This window comes from Clostridium sp. AM34-9AC, assembly GCF_003480225.1.
Lineage (GTDB): Bacteria > Bacillota > Clostridia > Lachnospirales > Lachnospiraceae > Acetatifactor > Acetatifactor acetigignens.
The window spans coordinates 48,400-72,800 of record NZ_QUIU01000022.1; the positions used below are offsets into that span (position 1 = coordinate 48,400).

20 protein-coding genes and 1 tRNA gene are annotated in these 24,401 nt (G+C 47.5%); 18 read left to right on the plus strand and 3 right to left on the minus strand.

Translation table 11 applies throughout. The annotated features are described in order from the left end of the window. Window positions 1-11: 11 nt before the first annotated feature. From DW835_RS13040 to DW835_RS13075, 9 genes are all read left to right on the plus strand, one after another. Complete coding sequence (locus DW835_RS13040; protein WP_118669519.1) at window positions 12-1,064, plus strand: beta-propeller fold lactonase family protein; 1,053 nt, start codon at window positions 12-14, stop codon at window positions 1,062-1,064. Window positions 1,065-1,304: 240 nt separating this feature from the next. Next, window positions 1,305-2,546, plus strand: coding sequence for a DUF1015 family protein (locus DW835_RS13045; RefSeq protein ID WP_118669520.1), 1,242 nt, complete (start codon window positions 1,305-1,307; stop codon window positions 2,544-2,546). 73 nt (window positions 2,547-2,619) lie between these two features. Next, on the plus strand, window positions 2,620-3,438 hold the full coding sequence (locus tag DW835_RS18465; RefSeq protein ID WP_243037175.1) for a hypothetical protein: 819 nt from the start codon (window positions 2,620-2,622) through the stop codon (window positions 3,436-3,438). Beyond that, entirely contained in the window at window positions 3,417-4,955 is a 1,539-nt protein-coding gene (glgB, locus tag DW835_RS13050) for a 1,4-alpha-glucan branching protein GlgB (protein ID WP_243037177.1), read from the plus strand. The genes DW835_RS18465 and glgB overlap by 22 nt, the downstream gene beginning before the upstream one ends. 6 nt (window positions 4,956-4,961) lie before the next feature. Continuing rightward, entirely contained in the window at window positions 4,962-5,819 is an 858-nt protein-coding gene (locus tag DW835_RS13055; RefSeq protein WP_022312982.1) for a mechanosensitive ion channel family protein, read from the plus strand. Between the two features lie 93 nt (window positions 5,820-5,912). Then, complete coding sequence (locus DW835_RS13060; RefSeq protein ID WP_022312981.1) at window positions 5,913-7,094, plus strand: BMP family ABC transporter substrate-binding protein; 1,182 nt, start codon at window positions 5,913-5,915, stop codon at window positions 7,092-7,094. 99 nt (window positions 7,095-7,193) lie between these two features. Then, the gene (locus tag DW835_RS13065; RefSeq protein WP_118731280.1) at window positions 7,194-8,738 is read left to right on the plus strand and encodes an ABC transporter ATP-binding protein; all 1,545 of its coding nucleotides are present in this window, start codon (window positions 7,194-7,196) and stop codon (window positions 8,736-8,738) included. A gap of 4 nt (window positions 8,739-8,742) precedes the next feature. Then, on the plus strand, window positions 8,743-9,849 hold the full coding sequence (locus DW835_RS13070; RefSeq protein WP_118669522.1) for an ABC transporter permease: 1,107 nt from the start codon (window positions 8,743-8,745) through the stop codon (window positions 9,847-9,849). Continuing rightward, window positions 9,850-10,809 (plus strand): ABC transporter permease, encoded by a 960-nt coding sequence (locus DW835_RS13075; protein WP_118669523.1) that lies wholly within the window; start codon window positions 9,850-9,852, stop codon window positions 10,807-10,809. A 92-nt stretch (window positions 10,810-10,901) separates the two neighbouring features. Here the strand turns inward: DW835_RS13075 and DW835_RS13080 are convergent. The 3 genes from DW835_RS13080 to DW835_RS13090 form a co-directional block, all read right to left on the minus strand. Further along, window positions 10,902-10,974, minus strand: a tRNA-Thr gene (locus DW835_RS13080). A gap of 131 nt (window positions 10,975-11,105) precedes the next feature. Next, entirely contained in the window at window positions 11,106-11,918 is an 813-nt protein-coding gene (locus DW835_RS13085) for an ABC transporter permease (RefSeq protein ID WP_118669524.1), read from the minus strand. Then, window positions 11,902-12,675: an ABC transporter ATP-binding protein gene (locus DW835_RS13090; protein ID WP_117466478.1), complete on the minus strand. Its 774-nt coding sequence runs from the start codon at window positions 12,673-12,675 to the stop codon at window positions 11,902-11,904. The genes DW835_RS13085 and DW835_RS13090 overlap by 17 nt, the downstream gene beginning before the upstream one ends. A 200-nt stretch (window positions 12,676-12,875) precedes the next feature. Between DW835_RS13090 and argH the strand changes: the two genes are divergently transcribed. The 9 genes from argH (at window position 12,876) to DW835_RS13135 (ending at window position 24,313) form a co-directional block, all read left to right on the plus strand. Continuing rightward, on the plus strand, window positions 12,876-14,297 hold the full coding sequence (gene argH, locus DW835_RS13095) for an argininosuccinate lyase (RefSeq protein WP_118731278.1): 1,422 nt from the start codon (window positions 12,876-12,878) through the stop codon (window positions 14,295-14,297). Window positions 14,298-14,362: 65 nt separating this feature from the next. Further along, the gene (gene asd / locus DW835_RS13100; RefSeq protein WP_022312974.1) at window positions 14,363-15,448 is read left to right on the plus strand and encodes an aspartate-semialdehyde dehydrogenase; all 1,086 of its coding nucleotides are present in this window, start codon (window positions 14,363-14,365) and stop codon (window positions 15,446-15,448) included. 15 nt (window positions 15,449-15,463) lie between these two features. Further along, the gene (locus DW835_RS13105) at window positions 15,464-17,182 is read left to right on the plus strand and encodes a bifunctional diguanylate cyclase/phosphodiesterase (protein ID WP_118669526.1); all 1,719 of its coding nucleotides are present in this window, start codon (window positions 15,464-15,466) and stop codon (window positions 17,180-17,182) included. 29 nt (window positions 17,183-17,211) lie between these two features. Beyond that, window positions 17,212-18,513, plus strand: a complete 1,302-nt coding sequence (locus DW835_RS13110; protein ID WP_118669527.1) for an ATP-binding protein — start codon at window positions 17,212-17,214, stop codon at window positions 18,511-18,513. Window positions 18,514-18,533: 20 nt separating this feature from the next. Next, complete coding sequence (locus DW835_RS13115) at window positions 18,534-20,582, plus strand: DNA topoisomerase (RefSeq protein ID WP_118669528.1); 2,049 nt, start codon at window positions 18,534-18,536, stop codon at window positions 20,580-20,582. Window positions 20,583-20,600: 18 nt separating this feature from the next. Next, entirely contained in the window at window positions 20,601-21,272 is a 672-nt protein-coding gene (locus tag DW835_RS13120) for a UDP-N-acetylglucosamine pyrophosphorylase (protein WP_118669529.1), read from the plus strand. A 157-nt stretch (window positions 21,273-21,429) separates the two neighbouring features. After that, window positions 21,430-22,464, plus strand: coding sequence for an ABC transporter substrate-binding protein (locus DW835_RS13125; RefSeq protein ID WP_022312969.1), 1,035 nt, complete (start codon window positions 21,430-21,432; stop codon window positions 22,462-22,464). Between the two features lie 101 nt (window positions 22,465-22,565). Next, window positions 22,566-23,510: an ABC transporter permease gene (locus DW835_RS13130; RefSeq protein WP_118504713.1), complete on the plus strand. Its 945-nt coding sequence runs from the start codon at window positions 22,566-22,568 to the stop codon at window positions 23,508-23,510. Then, on the plus strand, window positions 23,510-24,313 hold the full coding sequence (locus DW835_RS13135; protein ID WP_022312967.1) for an ABC transporter ATP-binding protein: 804 nt from the start codon (window positions 23,510-23,512) through the stop codon (window positions 24,311-24,313). The genes DW835_RS13130 and DW835_RS13135 overlap by 1 nt, the downstream gene beginning before the upstream one ends. Window positions 24,314-24,401 lie beyond the last annotated feature (88 nt).

The window sequence follows — 24,401 nt, forward strand, 5'->3', positions numbered from 1 at the left end:
AGGATCCGGTCATGAGCAAGGAAAAATATGTTGCCTACATTTCCAGTTACACACAGGGGGACAGTCATGGCATCAGAATATATGATGTGGATATGAAAAACGGCCGTTTTAAGGAGAAAGATAAGGTAGAGATCACGAACTCTTCCTATCTGACCATTTCCCACAACGGAAAGTTTCTTTATTCTATAACGGATTTTGGTGTGGAGGCTTATACCATCCAGCCGGACGGAGATCTGGAGCTGATCAACTTTGCACCAATCAATGGTATGAGAGGCTGCTATGTTTCTACGGATTATACGGATCGGTATCTGTTTGTAGCCGGTTATCATGACGGTAAGCTGACAGTACTCAGACTGAAAGAGGACGGTTCCATCGGCGAAATCACTGATGAAATCTACCACAAGGGTCTGGGCAGTATGGCAGAGCGGAATTTCCGTCCCCATATCAACTGTGCCCGCATGACACATGATAATAAGTATCTTCTGGTGGCAGATCAGGGTATGGATCATGTCAATGTATATCGTTTTGATGTGGAGAAGGGCAAGGTAAAGCTGGAGGATATCATCCGCAGTGAGATGGAATCCGCACCCCGTCATATCAAGATTTCCGAGGATGGCAAGTATATTTACATTCTCCATGAATTAAAGTGTTATATTGATGTATACGAATATGCGGACAATAATAACGACCCTACCTTTGAGAAGATCCAGACGGTAGAGCTGATCAAGCTGACCAGAGGCAACACCAACAGTGCCAGCGCCTTCAGTTTTTCATTGGATTACAATTATCTGCTCAGTTCCATTGCAGGGGATAATTCTGTTATCGTATTTGATGTAGACAAGAAGACAGGACTTTTGAAGAAGAACTTCCTGCTGCCGATCAGCGGTGAGTATCCCAAGGATGCAGAGTTCTTCCCGAACAATAAGTTTCTGGTGTCTTTGAATCATGAAAGTAATACGATGACCTTCTTCCATATTGATCTGGAGCATGGAACGATGATCATGAATGGACCGGCAATGAAGGTCAATATGCCCAACTGTATTTTGTTCCATAAGTTGGGGTAGGTATTATTTTAGTAATAACCCCCCGCAGCCTCGGCTGGGGTAAGAAACGCGGCACGCTTTCGCTCTGTCGCAGAGCGTAACGGCACATAAGCGGTCAGAATACGCCCGCTAAGTGCTGACGTCTGCTTACGGCCTGCTTATTCTTACACCCATCCGGGGCTGCTTGCTTATTTTAATAACCTTGTGATATGAGATGGGATTTGGTAAAATAAGAACATATAGAAATTGGGAGGTAGGAGTATGGCACAGATCAGACCATTTAGGGCATATCGTCCCTGTCAGGGGATGGAGAAAAGGATTGCGGCGCTTCCTTATGATGTATATAACAGGGAGGAAGCGTGTGAAGTGGTGAAGAAGAATCCGGACTCTTTTCTGGTGGTTGATCGGGCGGAGACGCAGTTTGGCGAGGAAGTAGACACATATGCGGACTGTGTGTATGAGAAAGCGGATCAGCTGCTTCGGGAGAAAATTCAGGAAGGAAAATTTGTACAGGATCCGACGCCATGTTTCTATCTGTATGAACTGACCATGGACGGGAACAGCCAGACCGGTGTAGTGGCTTGTGCCTCTATTGACGATTACCGGAACAATGTGATCAAAAAGCATGAAAATACCAGAGCGGATAAGGAGGAAGACCGTATCCGCCATGTAGATACCTGCAGTATGCAGACGGGGCCCATTTTCCTGGCATATCGGGCGAAAGAGGAACTGCAGAACAAGATCGGAGAGATCAAAACACAGACACCGGTATACGATTTTGTCAGTGAGGACGGCATCGAACATCGTGTGTGGGTGATTTCGGAGGCTGCGGATGTGGCAATGATTGAAGAGGCATTTGCAAAGATCCCGGCTATTTATATTGCGGACGGTCATCATCGTTGTGCCTCAGCGGTAAAGGTGGGATTAAAGCGCAGAGAGCAGCATCCGGATTATACGGGAGAAGAGGAATTCAATTATTTCCTGTCGGTGATTTTCCCAGATGAAGAACTGCAGATCCTGGATTATAACCGGGTGGTGAAGGATTTAAACGGTATGGATGTCGATGCGTTCCTGGCAGCCATCGAAGAACATTTTATGATAGAGAAAAAAGGACGTATTCCTTACCGGCCGGAGAAAAAAGGAGCTTTCGGTATGTTCCTGGAAGATGAGTGGTACTGTCTTACAGCGAAGAAGGAGATTCGGAGCGAAGATGCTGTGGAAGGACTGGATGTATCTCTTTTACAAAATTACCTGTTGAATCCTGTTCTGGGAATCGAAGATCCAAAGACCGATAAGCGGATCGATTTTGTGGGAGGTATCCGGGGACTTGCGGAACTGGAGCGGAGAGTACATACCGATATGAAGGTGGCATTTTCCATGTATCCTACTTCCATCGGGGAACTTTTTGCAGTGGCGGATGCGGGACGTCTGATGCCTCCGAAGTCCACCTGGTTCGAGCCGAAGCTGCGCAGCGGTCTGTTTCTGCATGAGATAGAGCGGTAATACCTACGACCGGATAAGCAAAATAGTGACAGAATAGAATGCAGCAGACTACACGCCGCAGAAAAGAGGGAATATGACAAACAAACTTTATAAACTGATGAACTGGGCAAAGATAGAAGAAATCACTTATTCTGAATGTGATAATCCCCATGAACTGTTAGGACCTCATAAGCAGGGAAGTAAAATGCTGGTACAGGCATTCTTCCCGGGAGCAGAAAAGGTGACGATCCACTGGAAGAAGACAGGACAGGTAGGCGAAGCTTTTCTGGCAGATGTCCCTATGGAACTGGCAGACGAAGAAGGTTATTTCGCAGCCCTGATAAATGCCGGGAAGATGGCACCTTATGAATATTTGGTGGAATATGGAAAGACAGAAGAGCGTGAAGCCCACAGAATGATCTGCGGCGATGCTTACCGGCATGTTCCCCAGATCACGAAGGAAGATATGGATCGTTTTGCAGTCGGTGTTCATTACACCATTTATGAAAAACTGGGCGCACATCCCATGGAACTGGATGGGGATAACGGCACGTATTTTGCTGTGTGGGCGCCGAATGCCATGCGTGTCAGCGTAGTAGGTGATTTCAATGAATGGGACGGGCGGATCCATCAGATGAGACGCCTGGGAGATTCCGGTATTTTCGAATTGTTCATTCCCGGCGCAGAAGCAGGAGACTGCTATAAATATGAATTGAAGATCAAAGGTGGACTGACTTATCTGAAAGCAGACCCTTACGGCAACGCCGCGCAGAAGAGACCGGAGACAGCTTCCGTCATCGCTGACCTGCGAGATTTTTCGTGGGATGACAGCGAATTCTTGAAAAAAGGGAAAGCTACCAGTGCGGAAATGCTCCGGTCAGTGTGTATGAAATGTATCTGGGAAGCTTTGTGACGCCGGACGAGGGACAGGATTATGCGAACTATCGTGAGATCGCTCCGAAGGTCATTGACTATGTAAAAAAAATGGGATACACCCATGTGGAACTGATGCCGGTTATGGAACATCCTCTGGATGCTTCCTGGGGCTATCAGGTGATCGGTTATTATGCCCCTACCGCCAGATACGGTACACCGGAGGACTTTATGTTCTTCGTGAATGAACTGCATAAGGCGGGAATCGGCGTGATCCTTGACTGGGTACCGGCACATTTTCCCAGAGATACTTACGGTTTGTCCGGCTTTGACGGCACCTGTCTCTATGAGCATCAGGATCCCAGGCAGGGAAGCCATCCTCACTGGGGAACGCTGATCTACAACTACGGCCGTCCCCAGGTATCCAATTACCTGATCGCCAATGCTTTATTCTGGGTGGAAAAATATCATGCAGACGGTATCCGGATGGATGCGGTAGCCAGTATGCTTTATCTGGACTACGGCAAACAGGACGGGGAATGGATTCCCAATATGTACGGTGGTAATGAGAATCTGGAAGCCATCGAGCTGATCAAACACTTTAATTCAATCCTCAAAAAGAGAGATCCCGGGGTATTGTCCATTGCAGAGGAAAGCACGGCATTTCCCATGATCACCGGATCACTGGATGAAGGCGGACTGGGATTTGACCTGAAGTGGAACATGGGCTTCATGAATGACTATCTGGATTATATCAAATACGATCCCTATTTCCGCAGCCACCACCACGGAGAGCTTACTTTCAGCATGATCTATGCCTACAGTGAGAAGTTCATGCTGGTATTTTCCCATGATGAAGTGGTACACGGCAAGGGAACTCTGCTTGGTAAAATGCCTGGAGACAGGGCACAGAAGCTTGCTAATTTACGTCTGACTTACGGTTATATGATGACCCATCCCGGCAAGAAGCTTCTCTTCATGGGACAGGATCTGGCGGAAGAGAAAGAATGGAACGAAATGCGTCAGGTAGAGTGGCAGCTGGAGGAACAGAAGGAAAATGCCGGTGTCCAGAAACTGGTGAAGGATCTGAATGTACTTTACAGAGAGAATAAGGCATTGTATGAATGCGATGATCAGGCCAAAGGCTTCCAGTGGATGAACGAGATCTCTGCCAATGAATGCTATGTAAGCTTTGTGCGTAAGGGAGAAGAGGCAGAGGAACTGCTTCTGGTCGTAGCAAACTTCTCCGGAGTACCCAGAGAGATCACCACAGGTGTGCCTTACGAGGGAAAATACAAGGAGATCCTGAACACGGATGCTGTGCAATATGGCGGTACCGGTGTGGTCAATGACCGTGTGAAACGTGCGGAGGACGTGGAATGGGATGACAAAAAGCAGTCCGTTACCGTGAAAATGGCTCCCCTTTCCTTAAGCATTCTGCAGTTTATTCCTTATACCGAGGCAGAACTGGAAAAAGTGATCGAGAAACGTATCCGCAAGAATACACCGATCCGCAAGACCGCAGGCAAGACTACAAAAAGAAAACAGGAGAAATAAGGCAACATGGATCTGACAGATAACGTAATTGAAGAGGTGCAGAAAAAAGAAGGACTGATCGCATCTTTCCTGGATACCCTGCCGGAAAAGGCACTGAATCTTGGCATCCGGATCGGACTGGCACTGGTATTCTTTTTCATTGGAATGCAGCTGATCAGGCTGATCCGCAAGATCATCCGTAAATCTATGAACCGGGCGGGAGCAGAGATCGGTGTGATCCAGTTCGTGGACTCTTTTGTAAAAGCTTCTTTATATATAATACTGATCCTGACACTGGCGTCCTCCTTCGGCGTGGACGCAGCCAGCATTGTTGCGTTGCTGGGATCGGCCGGCGTGGCCATCGGTCTGGCAGTGCAGGGAAGTCTGTCTAATCTGGCGGGCGGTGTGCTGATTTTATTATTGAAGCCGTTTAAGGTGGGAGATTACATTGTGGAAGGCTCCTCCGGTAAGGAAGGTACAGTAAAAGAGATCCAGATCTTCTATACAAAGCTGTTAACCTATGATAATCAGACGATTATTCTTCCAAACGGCAATCTGGCAAATAACACCATTGTGAATGTCACTGCTGCCGAATCCAGGCGATGTGATGTGAAGGTGTCTATTGCTTACAGCGCAGATATTAAGAAGGCAAAGGAAGTTCTGACAAAGGTTCTCTCTGAAGATCCCGATACTATAAAGGAAAGAGAGCATTTTGTATTTGTAGATGAACTGGCAGACTCCGGAATCAACCTATGTGTACGCTGCTGGTTCAAAAATGAGGATTTCTGGCAGGGAAAATGGCGTATTACCGAACAGTGTAAGTATGCACTTGATAAAGCAGAAATTGAAATACCGTTCCCGCAGATGGATGTGCATATGCGTTAATTAAAAATAGATATTGAATTTTACAGACTATAATGATAATATTACCGTTGTGATTCAATGTTTTAATATTTACATTTTTAGGAGGAAAAAATTATGAAAAAGTTTCTGGCACTTGCACTTGCATCTGTCATGGCTGTTTCTCTGGTAGCATGCGGCAGCACCAATGCTGACACCAATGCAGAATCCAGTGCGGCAGCTACCACCACTGCAACAACTGCAGAGAGCAGCAGTGAAGAACCCGGTCTGAAGATCGCTATCGTATCCAGCCCCTCCGGCGTGGATGACGGTTCCTTCAATCAGGACAACTACAACGGTGTTCTGAAGTTCATTGAGGAGAATCCGAATGCAACCGTAACCCCCATCCGTGAGGAGACCGGTGACAGCGCAGCAGCTGTTCAGGCTGTAGCTGATGTTGTAGCTGATTATGATGTTATTGTATGCTGTGGTTTCCAGTTTGCAGGTATCGGCAATCTGGCACAGGAGAATCCGGATACCAAGTTCATCCTGATCGATTCCTGGCCTACCGTTGATGGTACCGAAGTAACCGCAGATCAGGTGATCGACAACGTATACGCTGCTTACTATGCTGAGCAGGAGAGTGGTTTCTATGCAGGTATGGCTGCAGCTCTGTCTACCACCACAGGTAAGGTAGCAGTAGTAAACGGTATTGCATATCCTTCCAACGTGAACTACCAGTATGGCTTCGAGTGCGGTGTTAAGTATGTGAACGGTACCGAAGGCATGAACGTAGAAGTAGTAGAGCTTCCTTCTTACGCAGGTACCGATGTTACCGGCGCTAACGTAGGCGGTAACTATGTTGGTAACTTCTCCGATGAAGCTACCGGTAAGGTACTGGGTAATGCTCTGATCGCTGAAGGCGTGGACATCCTGTTCGTAGCAGCAGGTGGTTCCGGTAACGGTGTATTCACCGCTGCAAAGGAAGCTGAAGGCGTTAAGGTGATCGGTTGTGATGTTGACCAGTATGATGACGGTGCAAACGGTGACAGCAATATCGTTCTGACCAGTGGCCTGAAGGTAATGCATGATACTGTTTACAACGTACTGAACGAAGTAAAAGACGGTTCCTTCAAAGGTGCTAATGTGACTCTGACCGCAGCAGATGATGCTACCGGTTTCGTAAGTGAGGAAGGCAGATGCCAGCTCACCGCAGAGGCTATTGAGAAGATCAATGCAGCACAGGCTCTGTTAAAGGAAGGCAAGATCGTTCCTGCGGCAAACTTTAACGGTGTAACTCCGGAGACCTTTACCTGGTAGGAAGAATGGATTCACAAGAAGGTGATGGTGAGGAACTGTCACCTTCTTCTTGTTTAAACTGCTGTTTAGGCAGGAAAATGTACAGAAATGAGGATGAACATGTCGGAATATATTGTTGAGATGAAACACATCACCAAACGTTTTCCCGGGATCGTAGCCAATGACGATGTGACGATCCAGATCAAAAAGGGAGAGATCTTTGCCCTTCTGGGAGAAAATGGTGCAGGAAAATCCACCTTGATGAGTATGCTGTTCGGAATGTACGAACCGGATGAAGGAGAGATCTATATCCGGGGTGAAAAGGTGAAGCTGGAATCTCCCAATCATGCCACCAAATTAAACATCGGTATGGTACACCAGCATTTCAAACTGGTATCCAACTACACCATTGCTGAGAATATCGTAATGGGTATGGAGCCGGTGAAGAAGGTGCTGGGATGTATTCCGGTAGTGGATATGAAGAAGGCCAATCAGGATATCCGGAACCTTTCGGAAAAATACGGACTGGCAGTGAACCCCACCGATGTGATCAGCGACATTAATGTCTCTACACAGCAGAGAGTAGAGATCTTAAAGATGCTTTACAGAGAAGCGGAGATCCTCATTTTTGATGAACCCACAGCGGTTCTGACACCGCAGGAGATCGATTTCCTGTTGGATATTATCAAATCTCTGCGGGATGACGGCAAGACTATCATCCTGATCACACATAAACTGGAAGAAATCAAACGGATCGCGGACAGATGTGCCATCCTGAACCACGGACGTCTGATGGATGTCATGGATGTGGCTACCACGTCCACCAAAGTTATGGCCAACAAAATGGTAGGCCGTGAAGTGAATTTTGAGACAGAAAAAGAGCCTGCAAAACCGGGTAAGACCATACTCAGTATCGAGAAACTGAATGTTTACAATAAACAGGATTTCCAGGTGGTAAAGGATGTATCTCTGGAGGTACATTCCGGTGAGATCGTTGCGATCGCAGGTGTGGCAGGCAACGGACAGGTAGAAATCGCAGATGCTATTGCGGGACTGGTACTGGTGCGTTCCGGCAAGATCCTGTTAAACGGCAGAGACATTACGAACCTGTCTATCAGAGAACGAACGACCGAAGGAATTTCCTATATTCCCGAGGATAGACAGAATTACGGACTGGTCATGGATTTTACCCTTTCGGAGAATCTGGCGCTTCGTAATTATTACAAAGAGCCGTTCTGTCATAAGGGAGTACTGGATCAGAAGATTTTTGAAGACAACAGTGAAAAACTGATAGAAAAATACGATATCCGAAGCGGCCAGGGCAGCAAGACAGTGGTACGTTCCATGAGTGGTGGTAATCAGCAGAAAGCCATTATTGCCAGAGAAGTGGAACAGGATTCCTCCCTGATGATCTTTGTGCAACCCACCCGTGGACTGGATATCGGTGCCATAGAGAATATCCACAAGCAGATCATTGCAGAGAGAGACAAGGGCAAGGCAATCCTTCTGATCTCTCTGGAATTGGATGAGATCATGAATTGTGCGGATACCATCGCAGTTATTTATAACGGAAGCATACAGAAGATCGCCAAAGCCAGTGAACTGACCACCAATGAAGTGGGAGAGTTCATGATGGGCGTAAAAAACAAGGAGAAGGAGGCATAAGACCATGAAAAAATTTACAAAATTATGGAATGCGGTAAAGATTCCTCTCCTTGCGATCCTTTGTAGTCTTGTGGCAGGTGGTGTGATCATCGCTGTGACCGGTTCCAATCCCTTTAAGGCTTATTACGCACTTCTACAGGGAGGCGGACTGGCACCCAAGTCCTCCTACGCCAGCTACAAGAGTATGCTGACGGACTTTATGAGTTATGTGAACTATTTTACCCCCATGATCTACGCGGCACTGGCTGTGGCGGTAGCACTCCGCGCCGGACTGTTTAATATCGGCGTCTCCGGACAGATGCTGGCAGCCGGATTTACCGCAAGCATCGTTGTGGGCTACAGCAGTCTGAACGCCGTGCTGGCAAAGCCGCTGGTAGTAATCATTGGCCTGATCGTCGGTGGTCTGGTGGGGGCACTGATCGGCTTCCTGAAATACCGGTTTAATATCAATGAGGTCGTTTCCTCTATTATGTTAAACTATACGTTCCAGTATGTGATCAGTTTCTTCATCAATACCTTTTTCGTGGATCCGGTCTCCAGACAGTCAAAGGAAATCTCCGCAGCTTCCAGGCTGACACTGATGGATACCATGGTGGGCAATCTGAAAATGGATATTCCGCTGGGAATTATTCTGGCTCTGCTTACGGTGGTGGCTGTATGGTTCCTGTTAGAGAAGACAAAGCTTGGTTATGAACTGAAGGCTGTGGGCTATTCCCGCAGTGCTGCAAAATATGCAGGTATCAAGGTAGGCAGAAGCATGGTACTGTCCATGACGATTTCCGGTGCACTGGCCGGACTTGCCGGTGTGACTTATTATCTGGGCTATGTGGGATCCATTCAGCCAAAGGTATTGATCAGTACCGGATTTGATGCCATTGCGGTATCCCTGCTTGGTAACAACAATCCCTTCGGTATTGTATTTTCTACTATGCTGATCACCCTGATCAGCAAGGGAAGTACTTATATGAAATCAGCGGCCGGCGTGGATGCGGAGATTGCATCCGTTATCACCGGTATCATCCTTTTGTTCAGCGCATGTAATGCTTACATCAAGTGGAAGATGGAACGAAGCAGAAGAGAGAAAACCAACAAGACAAAGGAGGACAAATAAATGGATATTGTGATCATTGACGGGTTATCCTTTGCATTACCTTTATTTATTATGGCAATTGGCGGTATCTACTGTGAGAAATCCGGTGTGACCATGCTGGCGGTAGAAGGCTTACAGGGTTTTGGCGCCTTTATCGGTGCATTCGTGGCGGTTGCCATTGCGGGAAACTTTGCCGGAGACTCTCTGGCGCCTTTCTACATTGCCATGGTTATGGCGGCTGTGGGCGGAAGTCTGTTTGCACTGATTCATGCCATGTTATGTCTGAAGTTCAAGGCCAATCAGGTTATCAGTGGTGTGGTAGTCAATATTCTGGCCATGGCGCTGACCGCATATTTAACGAAGCTGTTCAACAGAGTGGTATTTGGTGCTACGTCCGATAAGTTCGTACTGACTGTTTCTTCCAGAATTACCATCCCGGGAATCTCTAAGATTCCGGTACTGGGAGCGGTATTTACCAATCTGTATCCTTTTGAACTGGTGATTGTGGTAGTGGCTTTCGTGGCGTGGTTTGTGATGTATAAGACCCGCTTCGGCATGCATCTGCGTGCCTGCGGTGACAATCCCCATGCAGTGGATGCGGCCGGAAGACAGGTGGGACAGATCCGTCTGGCAGCCATTATGATCTGTGGTGCGTTGTCGGGACTGGGAGGTATCTGTTTCGCGTATTCCATTTCCGCGAACTTTTCCTCCAGTATTTATGTAGGTTACGGTTATCTGGCTATTGCGGCACTGATCTTCGGCAACTGGCGTATCCTGCCGACTCTGGGAGCGTGTCTGTTGTTCGGATTTGCCAGATCCGGTGGATACCGTCTGGTACAGGTACTGCAGATGCCCAGCAGTTATCAGGATCTGGTCATGATCCTGCCTTATGTACTGACTTTGCTGCTTCTGGTATTCTTCTCCAAACAGAACGGTGCACCGAGAGCACTGGGAGTGATCTACGACAAAGGTGCAAGATAAGCAGACATTTGCAGAACGCAGTTTTGCATGGCTCTGAAGAGTTACTACAAAAAAAGAGAAAGCGAAAAGCTTTCTCTTTTTTAATACATATAAGCTGAAAATGGGACTCGAACCCACGACCCCTTCATTACGAGTGAAGTGCTCTACCAACTGAGCTATTTCAGCGGACTAGGTTATTATATATGTTCTTGGGAAATTTTGCAACTGTAAAATTTATTATTTTCGCAGAACGTTTCACAAAGCCGTAAATTATGTAGGAGACCGTAAGTCGAAAACGCCTGCGGATCTCCGAAAGGTCAGTTGCGGTGCTTTTTGCTGTAATGTTCCAGAGACTGTGTCAGCAGATAGAGCAGCATGGCAATCACACATAGCAGTAAGATGGAACTGATCACCATATCCAGCTGGAAGACCTGGGAACCGTAGATGATCAGGTAGCCCAGTCCCCGTCTGGCGGCGAGAAATTCCCCGATGATAACACCTACCAGGGACAGCCCGATATTGACTTTGGTGGTACTGAGCAGGGTGGGAATGGATCCCGGCAGTACCACTTTGAAAAAGATATCCTTGCGGTTTCCACCCAGTGTGCGGATCAGAATCTCCTTTTCCGGATCTACCTGATGAAAGGCGGTGTAAAAGCTGATGATGGATCCGAATACTGCCACAGAGATTCCAGCAATGATGATGGTGTTGATCCCGGTGCCCAGCCAGACAATAAACAGAGGAGCCAGAGCGGATTTCGGAAGGCTGTTGAGCAGTACCAGATAAGGCTCTAAGATCTCCGACAGCTGCCTGGAAAACCACAGCAGAGTGGATAACAGAAGACTGACGAAAAATACCAGCAGGAAACTCAGGATCGTTTCTAACAGTGTGATACCGATATGCATCGGAAGGGATCGCTCTGTCCATAATTCTCCAAGGCACAGAATGACTCTGTGGGGACTGGAGAAAAAGAAACTGTCGATCCAGTCAAGATCTGCACTTACTTCCCACAGGAGTAAAAAGATTCCCAGAAGAAAAAAGCGCAGGAAGGAGACCTGTCTGTGATGGCTTTTGTGTTTTCGAAGATATTGTTCCTGAACGGTCAGAGGTTGTTTAGTTTGTGGTCTCATCCGTTAATTCCTCCCAGAGTTGTTTGAAATAATATGGAAATTCTGGCGCATTTCTGGCAGCCAGCGGTGATGCATCCGGAAGCGTGAGCCGGATGGGGAGAACGGCCTTGATCGTCGCCGGCCTCGCAGACAGTACATAGACCTTGTCGGCCAGACTGATGGCCTCCGACAGATCGTGAGTGACGATAATCATAGTCTTACCAGCCTGCCGGATCAGCCGGCAGATATCCGCGGATACCATGAGCCTGGTCTGGTAATCCAGGGCGCTGAAGGGTTCATCCAGAAGGAGCAGCTGGGGATCCAGGGCAAGGGTGCGGATCAGGGCAGCACGCTGCTTCATGCCGCCGGACAATTCGCTGGGACGTTTATCCTGAAAGCTTTCCAGACCATAGTCGGACAGAAGCTGTTTCACATAGTCGGTACGCTCTTTGGTAAGAGCATGATGAATCTCCAGTCCCAGAGTGACATTCTGGTAGATGGTACGCCATTCGAAGAGATGATCGTGCTGCAGCATATAGCCGACACGGGGATAGTGAAGGGATCCGTCGGGATTGTTGACTACGATGGTGCCGGTCTCCGGAGCAAGCAGTCCCGCAATGATAGACAGCAGCGTGGACTTCCCGCAGCCGCTGGGACCTACTAAAGCGACAAATTCCCCTTCCTCCACCTGAAAGGAGACATCTTTTATGGCACCGGTCTCGCCCGCCAGATTATGATAGGAGTAACCTATGTTTTTTAATTCGATGAGAGCTCCCATAAAAAGGCATACTTCCTTAACTTGAATATTTATTGTTATAGTATGAATTTAAAAGAAAAAAGTGTTTTTGCTACCCGAAAGTGATGAAATTCACTGTATTGCATTAAAGTGTCGTTTGTGATATGATTAATTGCAATCAATGTCTATGAGAAAAATTGTCTGATAGGCTGCTGACAGAATAAAAAGATGGGAGAATGACCATGGCACAATTATGGGGAGGACGCTTTACGAAACAGACCGATCAGCTGGTATTTGATTTCAATGCGTCCATAACATTCGATAAGAGATTGTTTCATGAAGATGTCACCGGAAGTATCGTACATGCCACCATGCTGGCAAAGCAGGGAATCCTCACCGAGGAGGAGAAAAAGAGCATTATCGAAGGACTGACCGGTATTTTGGAGGATGTGGATGCCGGAAAGCTTACAATCGACGAAACCCAGGAGGATATCCACAGTTTTGTAGAGGCAACCCTGATCGACCGGATCGGTGATGCAGGAAAAAAGCTTCACACCGGACGCAGCCGTAACGACCAGGTGGCGTTGGACATGCGTCTCTATACCAGAGCGAGAGTGGCAGAGACAGACGGACTTCTGGAAAAGCTTCTGGAAGCCATTCTGGACACCATGGAGAACAACTTAGAGACCTATATGCCGGGATTCACCCATTTACAGAAGGCACAGCCCATTACTCTGGCTCATCATTATGGTGCCTATTTTGAAATGTTCAAGAGGGACAGACAGCGTCTGGCCGATATTTACAAACGTATGAATTATTGTCCTCTGGGAGCAGGAGCACTGGCCGGTACCACGTATCCGTTAGACCGTGAGTATACCGCAAAGCTGCTTCGTTTTGAAGGACCGACATTAAACAGTATCGATTCCGTGGCGGACAGAGATTATCTGATCGAGTTCCTTTCCGCACTTTCCACGATCATGATGCATTTAAGCCGTTTCAGCGAAGAAATCATTATCTGGAATTCCAATGAGTACCAGTTCGTGGAACTGGACGATGCCTATTCCACTGGAAGCAGCATTATGCCTCAGAAGAAGAACCCGGATATCGCCGAACTGGTAAGAGGCAAGACCGGAAGAGTCTACGGTGCCCTGATGGCGTTACTTACCACAATGAAGGGACTGCCCCTTGCTTATAATAAAGACATGCAGGAAGACAAGGAGATGGCTTTTGATGCCATGGATACCGCAGCGGACTGTATTGCCTTATTTACCGGCATGATAAAGACCATGAAGTTCCGTAAGGACCGTATGGCAAAGAGTGCCATGAACGGATTTACCAATGCTACGGATGCCGCAGATTATCTGGTAGGTAAGGGCGTACCTTTCCGGGATGCTCACGGCATTATCGGACGCCTGGTACTGTATTGTATTGAAAAGGATACTTCCATTGATGCCCTGAGCCTGGAAGAATTACGTTCCATCAGTGATAAGTTTGATGAGGACATTTACGATGCCATTTCCTTAAAGACCTGTGTGGAAAAGCGGCTGACCATCGGTGCTCCCGGTGCGGAAATGATGAAGCAGGTCATTGAGAAAAATAAAGAATACCTGAAAACAAATGCCATAGAAGTATATCAACAGGCTTTGGAAGACCGCATTCAGTAAGTGGAAACTGAACAGGTCTTTTGCAGATAAAATAAAAATGCACAAAGATGAGGAGGAAATGAAAAATGAGTGAAAAATTACGTGTAGGTATCCTGGGCGGAACCGGTATGGTAGGTCAGAGATTTATCTCTCTGTTGGAGAACCATCCCTGGTTCGAGGTAACGACCATTGCTGCCAGCCCTCGTTCCGCAGGCAAGACTTATGAGGAGGCCGTGGGTGACCGTTGGAAGATGACCACTCCCATGCCCGAAGCTGTGAAAAAGCTGGTAGTCATGAATGTCAATGAAGTAGAAAAAGTAGCCGCACAGGTTGATTTCGTATTCAGTGCGGTAGATATGACCAAGGATGAGATCAAGGCCATCGAGGAAGCATACGCAAAGACCGAAACCCCTGTGGTATCCAACAACAGTGCCCACAGATGGACCCCCGATGTTCCCATGGTAGTACCCGAGATCAATCCCGAACATTTCCAGATCATCGAGGCACAGAAGAAGAGACTGGGAACCACCAGAGGATTTATCGCTGTAAAGCCCAACTGCTCCATCCAGAGCTATGCACCGGTTCTGACCGCATGGAAGGAATTCGAGCCTTACGAAGTGGTAGCAACCACTTATCAGGCAATCTCCGGCGCAGGCAAGACTTTTAAGGACTGGCCCGAGATGGTAGGCAATATCATTCCTTACATCGGTGGTGAGGAAGAGAAGAGTGAGAAAGAACCCTTACGTATCTGGGGTAAAGTGGAAGGCGATAAGATCGTTCCCGCAACTTCTCCCGTGATCACTTGTCAGTGCATCCGTGTTCCGGTATTGAACGGACATACCGCAGCCGTATTTGTTAAATTCCGTAAGAAGCCCACCAAGGAGCAGCTGATCGAGAAACTGGTCACCTTCAGCGGTGAGCCTCAGAGACTGGGACTTCCCAGCGCACCGAAGCAGTTTATCCAGTATCTGGAGGAGGACAACAGACCTCAGGTGGCTCTGGATGTTGATTTCGAGAACGGTATGGGTATCAGTGTAGGTCGTCTGAGAGAAGATACCGTATATGATTACAAGTTCGTAGGTTTGTCACACAATACCTTACGTGGAGCAGCTGGGGGAGCATTGCTTTGCGCAGAACTTTTGAAAGCACAGGGTTACATCACCAAAAAATAAAGGGTGAGTGGGGTTATGAACGAGTTACGCTATCAGCTGGATCTTATGCGCGCAATGAATCAGAAACTGAGCGCTAAGGAGAGAATGTATCGTCTGTTGTGCGATACCATGGATTATGCTTATATCTACTATTCTTTTGAAAAGAATACGGTCACTACGCTGGGAAAATGGGATGATTTCTTTGACTTCCAGATTCTGGACAGAAGAGATTTTGTAAAACTTCAGGAGATGGTGGACGAACCGTATGTGTTGGCACTTCGGGAAATGCTGTTTTTGGAAAAGAGCGGTCGGGAGACGGACTCTGTGGAATGTATGCAGAGGGGAAAGAAGACCTGGCTGCAGTTTTCCAGCAGGATTTTCTACGAAGATGGCAGGCCGACGGATCAGATTATTGTGGTACAGAATATCACCAAACAGAAAACACAGAACGAAGAGCTTCTCTACATGGCGTATTACGACAGTCTGACTGGACTGTACAACCGTAATTATTTTGTGCGTCTTCTGACCGAATTTCTTCGTCGGGCCAAAGAGGATAACCGGCTGGTCAGCGTGCTTGTTATTGATATTGATGATTTCCGCAAGGTAAATGACGGACTGGGAATCGTGGCGGGGGACGAACTGGTACAGCAGTTTGGCTCTTTTCTGAAGGAATTTAACGGGGATGATGTGATCGTCTGCCACCTGACCAGTGATGTCTACTGCATGGCCATTTATGATCCTTGTGGGAACAAAAGTGTGGAACATATTCATAAGAAGATCGTTAAGCGCACCAGGGAGCCGTTTTATCTGGTGGGCGGGCAGGTTCTGAACATCACCGTAAGTGTCGGTGTGGCGGAATATCCGGAGGCTGCGACTTCCGCACTGGAACTGATCAACTGTGCGGAAATCGTAATGTTCAAGGGAAAAGCCATGGGCAAGAACCGGATCCAGTATTTCGATACGCCGATCCTGAACGATTTCCTGAAAAATGTAGAACTGGACAGCAAATTAAAAGAGGCTGTTTTTGAGAATAATTTTCTGCTGTATTATCAGCCCCAGTATTATGCGGGCAACCGTAAACTGCGGGGCGTGGAGGCACTGATCCGCTGGAAGGATGGCAACGGCAGAATGATCAGTCCGGCAAAATTCATTCCCATTGCGGAGAAGAACGGAACGATCATTCCTATCGGCAACTGGGTACTGGAACAGAGTATCCGTACTTTTTCCGAATGGAGGAACCGTTACGGAGTTCCTTTTGTGCTGTCAGTGAATATTTCCGCGTTGCAGTACCAGAAGGAAGATTTTGTGGAAACCCTGCTGAATATCATTCATAAATACGATGTGGATCCGGATGAAATCGAACTGGAGATCACAGAAAGCATTTTGATCGACGATTTCAGTGCAGTTACCGAGAAAATGCAGTTGTTGAAGGAGTACGGGATTCGCATTTCACTGGATGACTTCGGAACAGGATTTTCTTCCTTGTCTTACTTAAAGAAGCTGCCTATCAATACGCTGAAGATTGATAAATCATTTACCGACACGCTGCTGACGGATTCTGCGACCCGGATTATTACGGAGTCTATTGTAAGTATGGTGAAATCCCTGGGATTTGAGTCCATTGCGGAAGGCGTGGAGGAAGAACAGCAGTATAAATATCTGCGGGCTATCGGGTGTGATATCATTCAGGGATATCTGTTTGGAAAGCCGTTGTCACAGGAAGAGATCGAACAACTGTTGCAGAAGATGTACTGATCTGCTGGGTCAGAAAGAAAGAGGCTGCCATGCTGACTGGAAGGGAACAGGAAACAGCTTTTTTGGAAAATCATTATAAGAGAACAGGGAGTCAGATCCTGGTGGTGTATGGACAGAGAGGCGTTGGCAAGACGGCTCTCTTAACCTCTTTTACGGAGAAAAAACAGACGTTGCGTTATAGTGCGGGAAACTGTTCTTCCAGAGAACAACAATATTTGTGGGGACGGGAACTGCGAAGCCGGGGAAAGGAGATTGCAGAGTATCCTTCCTGGCGGGAATTGCTGGAATGCATGACAATACAGAAAGGCGAAACGACAGCAGATAAGAAAGTACTTATCATAGAGAATTTTCAGTATCTTTTAAAAGGGGATACTTTGTTTTTGCAGGAACTGATCCGGTTCCTGAAGGAGAAAAAAGAGGCACTGTTAGTGATCCTGACCACCTATGCCTCCGGCTGGGTGGAGAACAGCATGATTTCCAAAGTGGGAAATCTGGCATTTTCCGTCAGCGGATTTCTGAAGGTGAAGGAACTGCCTTTTGCCGCCATGCGTAAGATATTTTCCGACTATACAGTACAGGAAAGTATTTCGCTTTATGCGACATTGGGAGGGCTGCCGGGACTGTGGCGGCTGCTTTATCCGCAGAATTCGGCAGAAGAAAATCTGATCCGGCTGCTTTTACAGAGGAACAGCTTTCTGCCGGAGCTTATGATAAAATGGCTGTCGGAGGAATCGCGGGAGACGGCAGTTTATGACACCATTCTGGCAACGCTGGCAGACGGAAGACATGGAAAACTGAACGATATGTATGCACATACCGGATTTTCCCGGGCCAAGATCAGTGTATATCTGAAGAATTTGATGGAACTGGAGCTGGTGGAGAAGGTGCTGCCCGGTACATATGAGATCTGTAATGCGTTTGTCCGGTTTTATTTTTGCTTTCTGTTTCCGCATCAGACGTCTGAGCGGACAGAAGGCAGTACATTTTATGAAAAATACATCCGGGAAGAATATAATGATTTTCAACTGTTGACTTATCGCCGGATCTGTCAGGAAGTGCTGCAGGGGCGTTTCCGGACGGTTGAACTCTGGAACAGCAGACAGGGGAAAATCTATTTTCTGTGCAGGGAGGACACCGGCAGAAAGATCGTGGTGGATTATTCCGGCACGGTATGTTATACTTCGAAAGATTATGATGTGCTGCAGGCATCCATGAAGAGGGAACATGTGACTGCAGACAGCATTCTGATATTTAGCGAGAATGGATATGAGAAGACATTAACGGAAGGAACGGTACAGATACTGGTGCATTCCGTGGATGAGAACTCGTAAGACAGGAAAGATGGTATTACGTGGGTAAAAATTTATTTATTGCAGAGAAACCGAGCGTGGCAAGAGAATTTGCCAATGCTTTAAAATACAATATGCGTTCCAAAGACGGCTATCTGGAATCGGAAGAGGCTATCGTTACCTGGTGTGTGGGACATCTGGTGACCATGAGTTATCCGGAGGTGTATGATGAAAAGTTCCGTAGATGGAGCTTTGACACCCTGCCTTTTCTACCGACGGAATTCAAATACGAAGTCATTGAAAGTGCGAAAAAACAGTATACGATCGTAAGTTCCCTGCTGAACCGTCCGGATGTTACGACAATTTATGTCTGCACCGACTCCGGAAGAGAGGGAGAATACATCTATCGTCTGGTGGAGCAGATGTCGGGCGTACAGGACAAGGAACGGAAACGTGTATGGATCGACTCCCAGACGGAGGAAGAAATCTTACGTGGAATCCGGGAGGCAAAAGATCTCTCAGCCTACGACAATCTGGGAAATGCTGCCTATCTGCGGGCCAAGGAAGATTATCTCATGGGTATCAATTTTTCCAGAGCCCTGACGTTAAAATACGGCAACACGGTAAAAGGGTATCTCAAAAGAGACCGGGCAGTGATTTCTGTGGGTCGTGTCATGACCTGTGTCCTTGGAATGATCGTGAACAGAGAGCGGGAGATCCGTTCGTTCACCAAGACTCCCTTTTACCGGGTGATCGGTAATTTTAAATTACAGGAGAAGCCCTTTACCGCAGAGTGGAGAGCAGCGGAAGGCTCGAAATATTATAATTCTCCGGCACTGTATAAAGAGAACGGCTTCAAGAAAAAAGAGGATGCCGAGCGTTTGATCGCAGAGCTTACCGCAGAACCGGCAGGCCCGGTGACTGTCACCGGCATTGAGAAGAAAAAAGAGAACAAGAATGCACCGCTTCTGTACAATCTGGCGGAGTTACAGAATGACTGTTCCAAATACTTTAAGATCAGCCCGGATGAGACTTTGCGGATCGTACAGGAACTGTATGAGAAAAAGATGACCACTTATCCCCGAACGGATGCCAGAGTCCTGTCTACGGCGGTGGCAAAGGAAATCCACAAGAATATCGGTGGCTTACGCAGCTATGCTCTGGCCACTCCTTTTGCCAAAGAAGTGTTAGAGCAGGGGACCTATAAGAATATTGCGAAGACACGTTACGTGAATGATAAGCAGATCACGGATCATTATGCCATCATTCCAACGGGACAGGGACTGAACAATCTGGCAGGTCTGGCCCCTACGGCGGCAAAAGTGTACGAGGTCATTGTACGCCGGTTCCTGAGTATTTTCTATCCTCCGGCAGTCTATCAGAAGTTCTCTCTGACAGTGAAGGTAAAGGAAGAAAACTTTTTTGCCAGCTTTAAGGTACTGGTACAGGAAGGGTATCTGAAGGTGGCGAACTTCTCTTTTAAGAAGGAGAATACGGCACCGAAGGAAGATAAAGAGAATGAGAATGAAAGCGCTGATGAAAAATGTGATGCAGAGCTTACCAATCTGCTGATGCATCTGAAAAAAGGAGATTCTCTGACTGCGGATACCTATGAGATCAAGGAGGGCGAGACTTCGCCGCCCAAGCGTTACACTTCGGGAAGCATTATTCTGACCATGGAAAATGCGGGCCAGTTTATCGAGGACGAAGAACTGCGGGCCCAGATCAAGGGAAGCGGCATCGGCACCAGCGCCACGAGAGCGGAGATCCTGAAGAAACTGGTGAATATCGAATATCTGGCACTGAACAAGAAGACCCAGGTGCTGACTCCCACCCAGATGGGAGAGATGATCTATGACGTGGTATCGGATTCCATAAGACCACTTTTAAATCCGGCACTGACGGCCAGTTGGGAAAAGGGGCTTACCATGGTGGCGGATGGTGTGATCACACCGGAAGAGTACATGGGAAAGCTGACGGATTTTGTGGGAAGGCGAACTACCGCTGTACGCAGCCTGAACAATCAGGGAGTGCTATGGAGACAGTTCCAGGCTACAGAAGAATTTTATCAGAAGAAGACAAAGCAATCCAATGCCAAAAATAAGGAATAAAGATGAGGAGAAATTATCATGGAAAATATTACGATTGAGAATATGTATGATCTGAAGGAGACCATTGCGGCAGATCTGTTCACTGAGGCAGAATATCCCTGGGAGGTGCTTCCCAGAATCCACGATTTCATTCTGGAACTGGGTAAGAGACTGCCGGAAGAAATTTATGAAAAAAGAGGCGAGGATATCTGGGTGGCAAAGAACGCAAAGGTAGCTCCTACCGCCTGCCTGAACGGTCCGCTGATCATTGATGAAGAAGCGGAGGTCCGTCACTGTGCCTTTGTCCGTGGCAATGCCATTGTGGGTAAAGGCGCGGTAGTTGGCAATTCCACGGAACTTAAGAACGTGGTTCTGTTCAATAAAGTACAGGTGCCTCATTATAATTATGTGGGAGACAGTGTGTTGGGCTTCAAGTCCCATATGGGAGCCGGTTCCATTACTTCCAACGTGAAGAGCGACAAGACGCTGGTGGTTGTAAAGAACGGAGAAGAGAAGATTGAAACCGGGCTGAAGAAGATGGGGGCCATGTTGGGAGACCATGTAGAAGTGGGTTGCAACAGCGTACTGAATCCCGGAACAGTCATCGGACGCAATTCCAACGTGTATCCTACTTCCTGTGTCAGAGGGGTGATCCCTGCCGGACATATCTTCAAAAGACCCGGAGATGTGGTGAAAAAAGATAATATCTAAAAATTAGATCATTATTATTCAAAGCATCGATGAAATTTGATTGACGAATGTCCTTTTATGGGTTATGATATTTATCAGTGCAACGCTTTGACGGGGTAAAGCGTCTGCGCATTACAGTAAGCAGATCGTAAGATCCGCAGAAAAGAGGACATTTATTATGAAAAAGAAATTATTATCTGTAGTACTTACCGCAGTAATGGCAGCATCTGTCCTGACAGGTTGTGGCAGCACCGATAACGGAACTGCTTCCACCGCAGCAGCTACCGGCACAGCTCAGAGTGAAGCAGCAGCTACTAGTGCCGCTTCCACAGATGGTAAGGTATATAACATCGGTATCTGCCAGCTGGTTGAGCATGAAGCTCTGGATGCAGCAACCCAGGGATTCCAGGATGCTTTAAAAGAAAAGCTTGGTGATAATGTAAAATTTGATCTGCAGAATGCACAGGGTGAGCAGACCACCGCAGCTACCATCTGTAATGGGTTCGTATCTGATGGTGTGGATCTGATCCTTGCCAATGCAACCTCTCCTTTACAGAGTGCAGCAGCAGCTACCACCACGATCCCCATCTTAGGTACTTCCGTAACGGATTATGCTACCGCACTGGAGATCTCCGACTGGTCCGGTGCTACCGGCAGAAATATTTCCGGTACTTCTGATCTGGCTCCTATTGAAGAGCAGGAAGCTATGTTAAAGGAACTGTTCCCGGATGTAAAGCAGGTTGGTCTGTTATATTGCTCCGCAGAAGCTAATTCTCTGTATCAGATCCAGCTGTTTGAGGCTGCTCTGGACAAAGATGGTATTGCATATAAAGAGTATGCTATCGCCGATACCAACGAAGTACAGTCCGTTACCACGGCTGCCGCAGGCGAGTGCGATGTTCTGTACATCCCTACCGACAACACACTGGCATCCGTAACCGAGACTGTATATAATGTCGTAGCTCCCGCTAAGATCCCTGTTATTGCAGGTGAAGAGGGTATCTGCAACGGCTGTGGCGTAGCAACCTTATCCATCAGCTATTACGATCTGGGATATGCTACCGGTGAGATGGCTTACGAGATCCTGGCTGAGGGCGCAGACATCACTACTATGGATGTACGTTATGCTCCCAATGTTACCAAGAAGTACAATGCCAAGATCTGTGAGGAGCTGGGTATCACCGTTCCCGATGATTACGTAGCAATTCAGTAAGAGTTATACAGGTATTTAAGTACGGTTCTAACAAAATATACTTCGATAGGGATAGCGCGTAACAGCGATATCCCTATCTGGAGTTTTAGGAGGAAAAAGAAATGTCTTACTTTATGTCACTGAATCCCCTTTCCCTGTTCAGGGCAATGCCGGGATCGATAGCACAGGGAATGATCTGGGGAGTCATGGCACTGGGAGTGTATATTACCTTCCGCCTGCTGGATTTCGCTGATCTGACCGTGGATGGTTCCATTGCAACCGGTGCTGCGGTATCCGTTATGCTGATTCGTGCGGGAGTTTCTCCTATAGCTACGCTGCCCATTGCTTTCCTGGCCGGAGCATTGGCAGGCATGGTAACGGGACTGTTGAACACCGCACTGGGAATCCCCGGAATTCTGGCAAGTATTCTGACGCAGATCTCCCTGTATTCCATTAATTTGAATATCATGGGCAAAGCAAACCAGCCGGTCAGCGTAGATAATTATCCGCTAGTGGTATCTCTGCGTTATGTGACGGACGGTTCGGTGAGCAGACTTCTGTTTTTCCTGGGAATGATCGTATTTTTACTGGCACTGATCGCTGTGATGTACTGGTATTTTGGAACAGAACAGGGTCATGCTATCCGTGCTACGGGCTGTAACGGTAATATGGCAAGAGCACAGGGCATCAATACCAACTTCATCAAAGTGCTGGCACTGATGATCTCCAACGGTCTGGTAGGACTGTGTGGTGCACTGTACGGCCAGTTCCAGGGGGCATCGGATGTCAATATGGGACGCGGTGCTATCGTTATCGGTCTGGCAGCTGTTATCATCGGTGAGGTTCTCTTCGGTAAGTTTGCCAGCAAGAGAAAGCTTGCGTTCGCATTTACCCTGGCATCGGTTATTCTGGGCGCTGTGATCTACTATATGGTATATCAGTTCGTACTGTGGCTGAAGATGCCTTCAGAGGATATGAAATTGTTCTCCGCTATCGTAGTTGCCATTTTCCTGGCAATTCCTTACTTGAAGGAGAAGAGAACACTTCGGAAAGGAGCGTCAAAGTAATGGCTTACGCATTGGAGATACAGGACGTACATAAAGTATTTAACAGAGGCACCATCAACGAGAAGGTGGCCTTGAATGGAGTAAACTTAAATCTGAATCCCGGGGATTTCGTGACGATCATTGGTGGTAACGGCGCGGGTAAGTCCACCACGCTGAATGCTATCGCCGGCGTATGGCCCATCGATTCCGGCAAGATCATCATTGATGGTACGGATATTACGAACCTGCCAGAACACAAGAGAGCAAAATATCTGGGAAGAGTATTCCAGGATCCCATGACGGGAACCGCAGCTACCATGGATATCGAAGAGAACATGGCGATTGCGTTACGTCGCGGTGAGAAGAGAACCCTTCGCTGGGGTGTTTCCAGAGAGGACAGAGAGTTATTCCGCGAGAAGCTGCAGACTCTTGGATTGGGACTGGAAGACCGTATGACCAGCAAGGTGGGGCTGTTATCCGGTGGTCAGCGTCAGGCCATCACACTGCTTATGGCAGCATTGAAGCAGCCCAAGCTCCTTCTGCTGGATGAACATACCGCAGCACTGGATCCCAAGACCGCAGCCAAGGTACTGGAGATCAGCGACAAGATCATCGCAGAGAATCAGCTGACCGCCATGATGGTAACTCACAACATGAAGGATGCCATCGTTCACGGCAATCGCCTGATCATGATGCACGAAGGCAAAGTGATTTACGATGTGGCTGGGGAGGAGAAGAAGAATCTTCAGGTGAAGGATCTGCTGGCAAAGTTCGAGGAAGTCAGCGGCGGAGAATTCGCCAATGACCGCATGATGCTGGCGTAAAAATAAGAACGGGACACGCTGCCGATTTAGGCAGCGTGTTTTTGCGTTAAATGGAAAGTTAGTTAAATACATTGGCAAAATCCACGAA

Bases quoted from the DNA above. Each gene is read 5' to 3' on its own strand.
- asd (WP_022312974.1), top strand. From the start codon at position 14,363: ATGAGTGAAAAATTACGTGTAGGTATCCTGGGCGGAACCGGTATGGTA.
- DW835_RS13060 (WP_022312981.1), top strand. From the start codon at position 5,913: ATGAAAAAGTTTCTGGCACTTGCACTTGCATCTGTCATGGCTGTTTCT.
- DW835_RS13120 (WP_118669529.1), top strand. From the start codon at position 20,601: ATGGAAAATATTACGATTGAGAATATGTATGATCTGAAGGAGACCATT.
- DW835_RS13130 (WP_118504713.1), top strand. From the start codon at position 22,566: ATGTCTTACTTTATGTCACTGAATCCCCTTTCCCTGTTCAGGGCAATG.
- glgB (WP_243037177.1), top strand. From the start codon at position 3,417: ATGTATCTGGGAAGCTTTGTGACGCCGGACGAGGGACAGGATTATGCG.
- DW835_RS13075 (WP_118669523.1), top strand. From the start codon at position 9,850: ATGGATATTGTGATCATTGACGGGTTATCCTTTGCATTACCTTTATTT.
- DW835_RS13125 (WP_022312969.1), top strand. From the start codon at position 21,430: ATGAAAAAGAAATTATTATCTGTAGTACTTACCGCAGTAATGGCAGCA.
- argH (WP_118731278.1), top strand. From the start codon at position 12,876: ATGGCACAATTATGGGGAGGACGCTTTACGAAACAGACCGATCAGCTG.
- DW835_RS13065 (WP_118731280.1), top strand. From the start codon at position 7,194: ATGTCGGAATATATTGTTGAGATGAAACACATCACCAAACGTTTTCCC.
- DW835_RS13070 (WP_118669522.1), top strand. From the start codon at position 8,743: ATGAAAAAATTTACAAAATTATGGAATGCGGTAAAGATTCCTCTCCTT.
- DW835_RS13105 (WP_118669526.1), top strand. From the start codon at position 15,464: ATGAACGAGTTACGCTATCAGCTGGATCTTATGCGCGCAATGAATCAG.
- DW835_RS13085 (WP_118669524.1), bottom strand. From the start codon at position 11,918: ATGAGACCACAAACTAAACAACCTCTGACCGTTCAGGAACAATATCTT.
- DW835_RS13110 (WP_118669527.1), top strand. From the start codon at position 17,212: ATGCTGACTGGAAGGGAACAGGAAACAGCTTTTTTGGAAAATCATTAT.
- DW835_RS13045 (WP_118669520.1), top strand. From the start codon at position 1,305: ATGGCACAGATCAGACCATTTAGGGCATATCGTCCCTGTCAGGGGATG.
- DW835_RS13040 (WP_118669519.1), top strand. From the start codon at position 12: ATGAGCAAGGAAAAATATGTTGCCTACATTTCCAGTTACACACAGGGG.
- DW835_RS13055 (WP_022312982.1), top strand. From the start codon at position 4,962: ATGGATCTGACAGATAACGTAATTGAAGAGGTGCAGAAAAAAGAAGGA.
- DW835_RS18465 (WP_243037175.1), top strand. From the start codon at position 2,620: ATGACAAACAAACTTTATAAACTGATGAACTGGGCAAAGATAGAAGAA.
- DW835_RS13090 (WP_117466478.1), bottom strand. From the start codon at position 12,675: ATGGGAGCTCTCATCGAATTAAAAAACATAGGTTACTCCTATCATAAT.
- DW835_RS13135 (WP_022312967.1), top strand. From the start codon at position 23,510: ATGGCTTACGCATTGGAGATACAGGACGTACATAAAGTATTTAACAGA.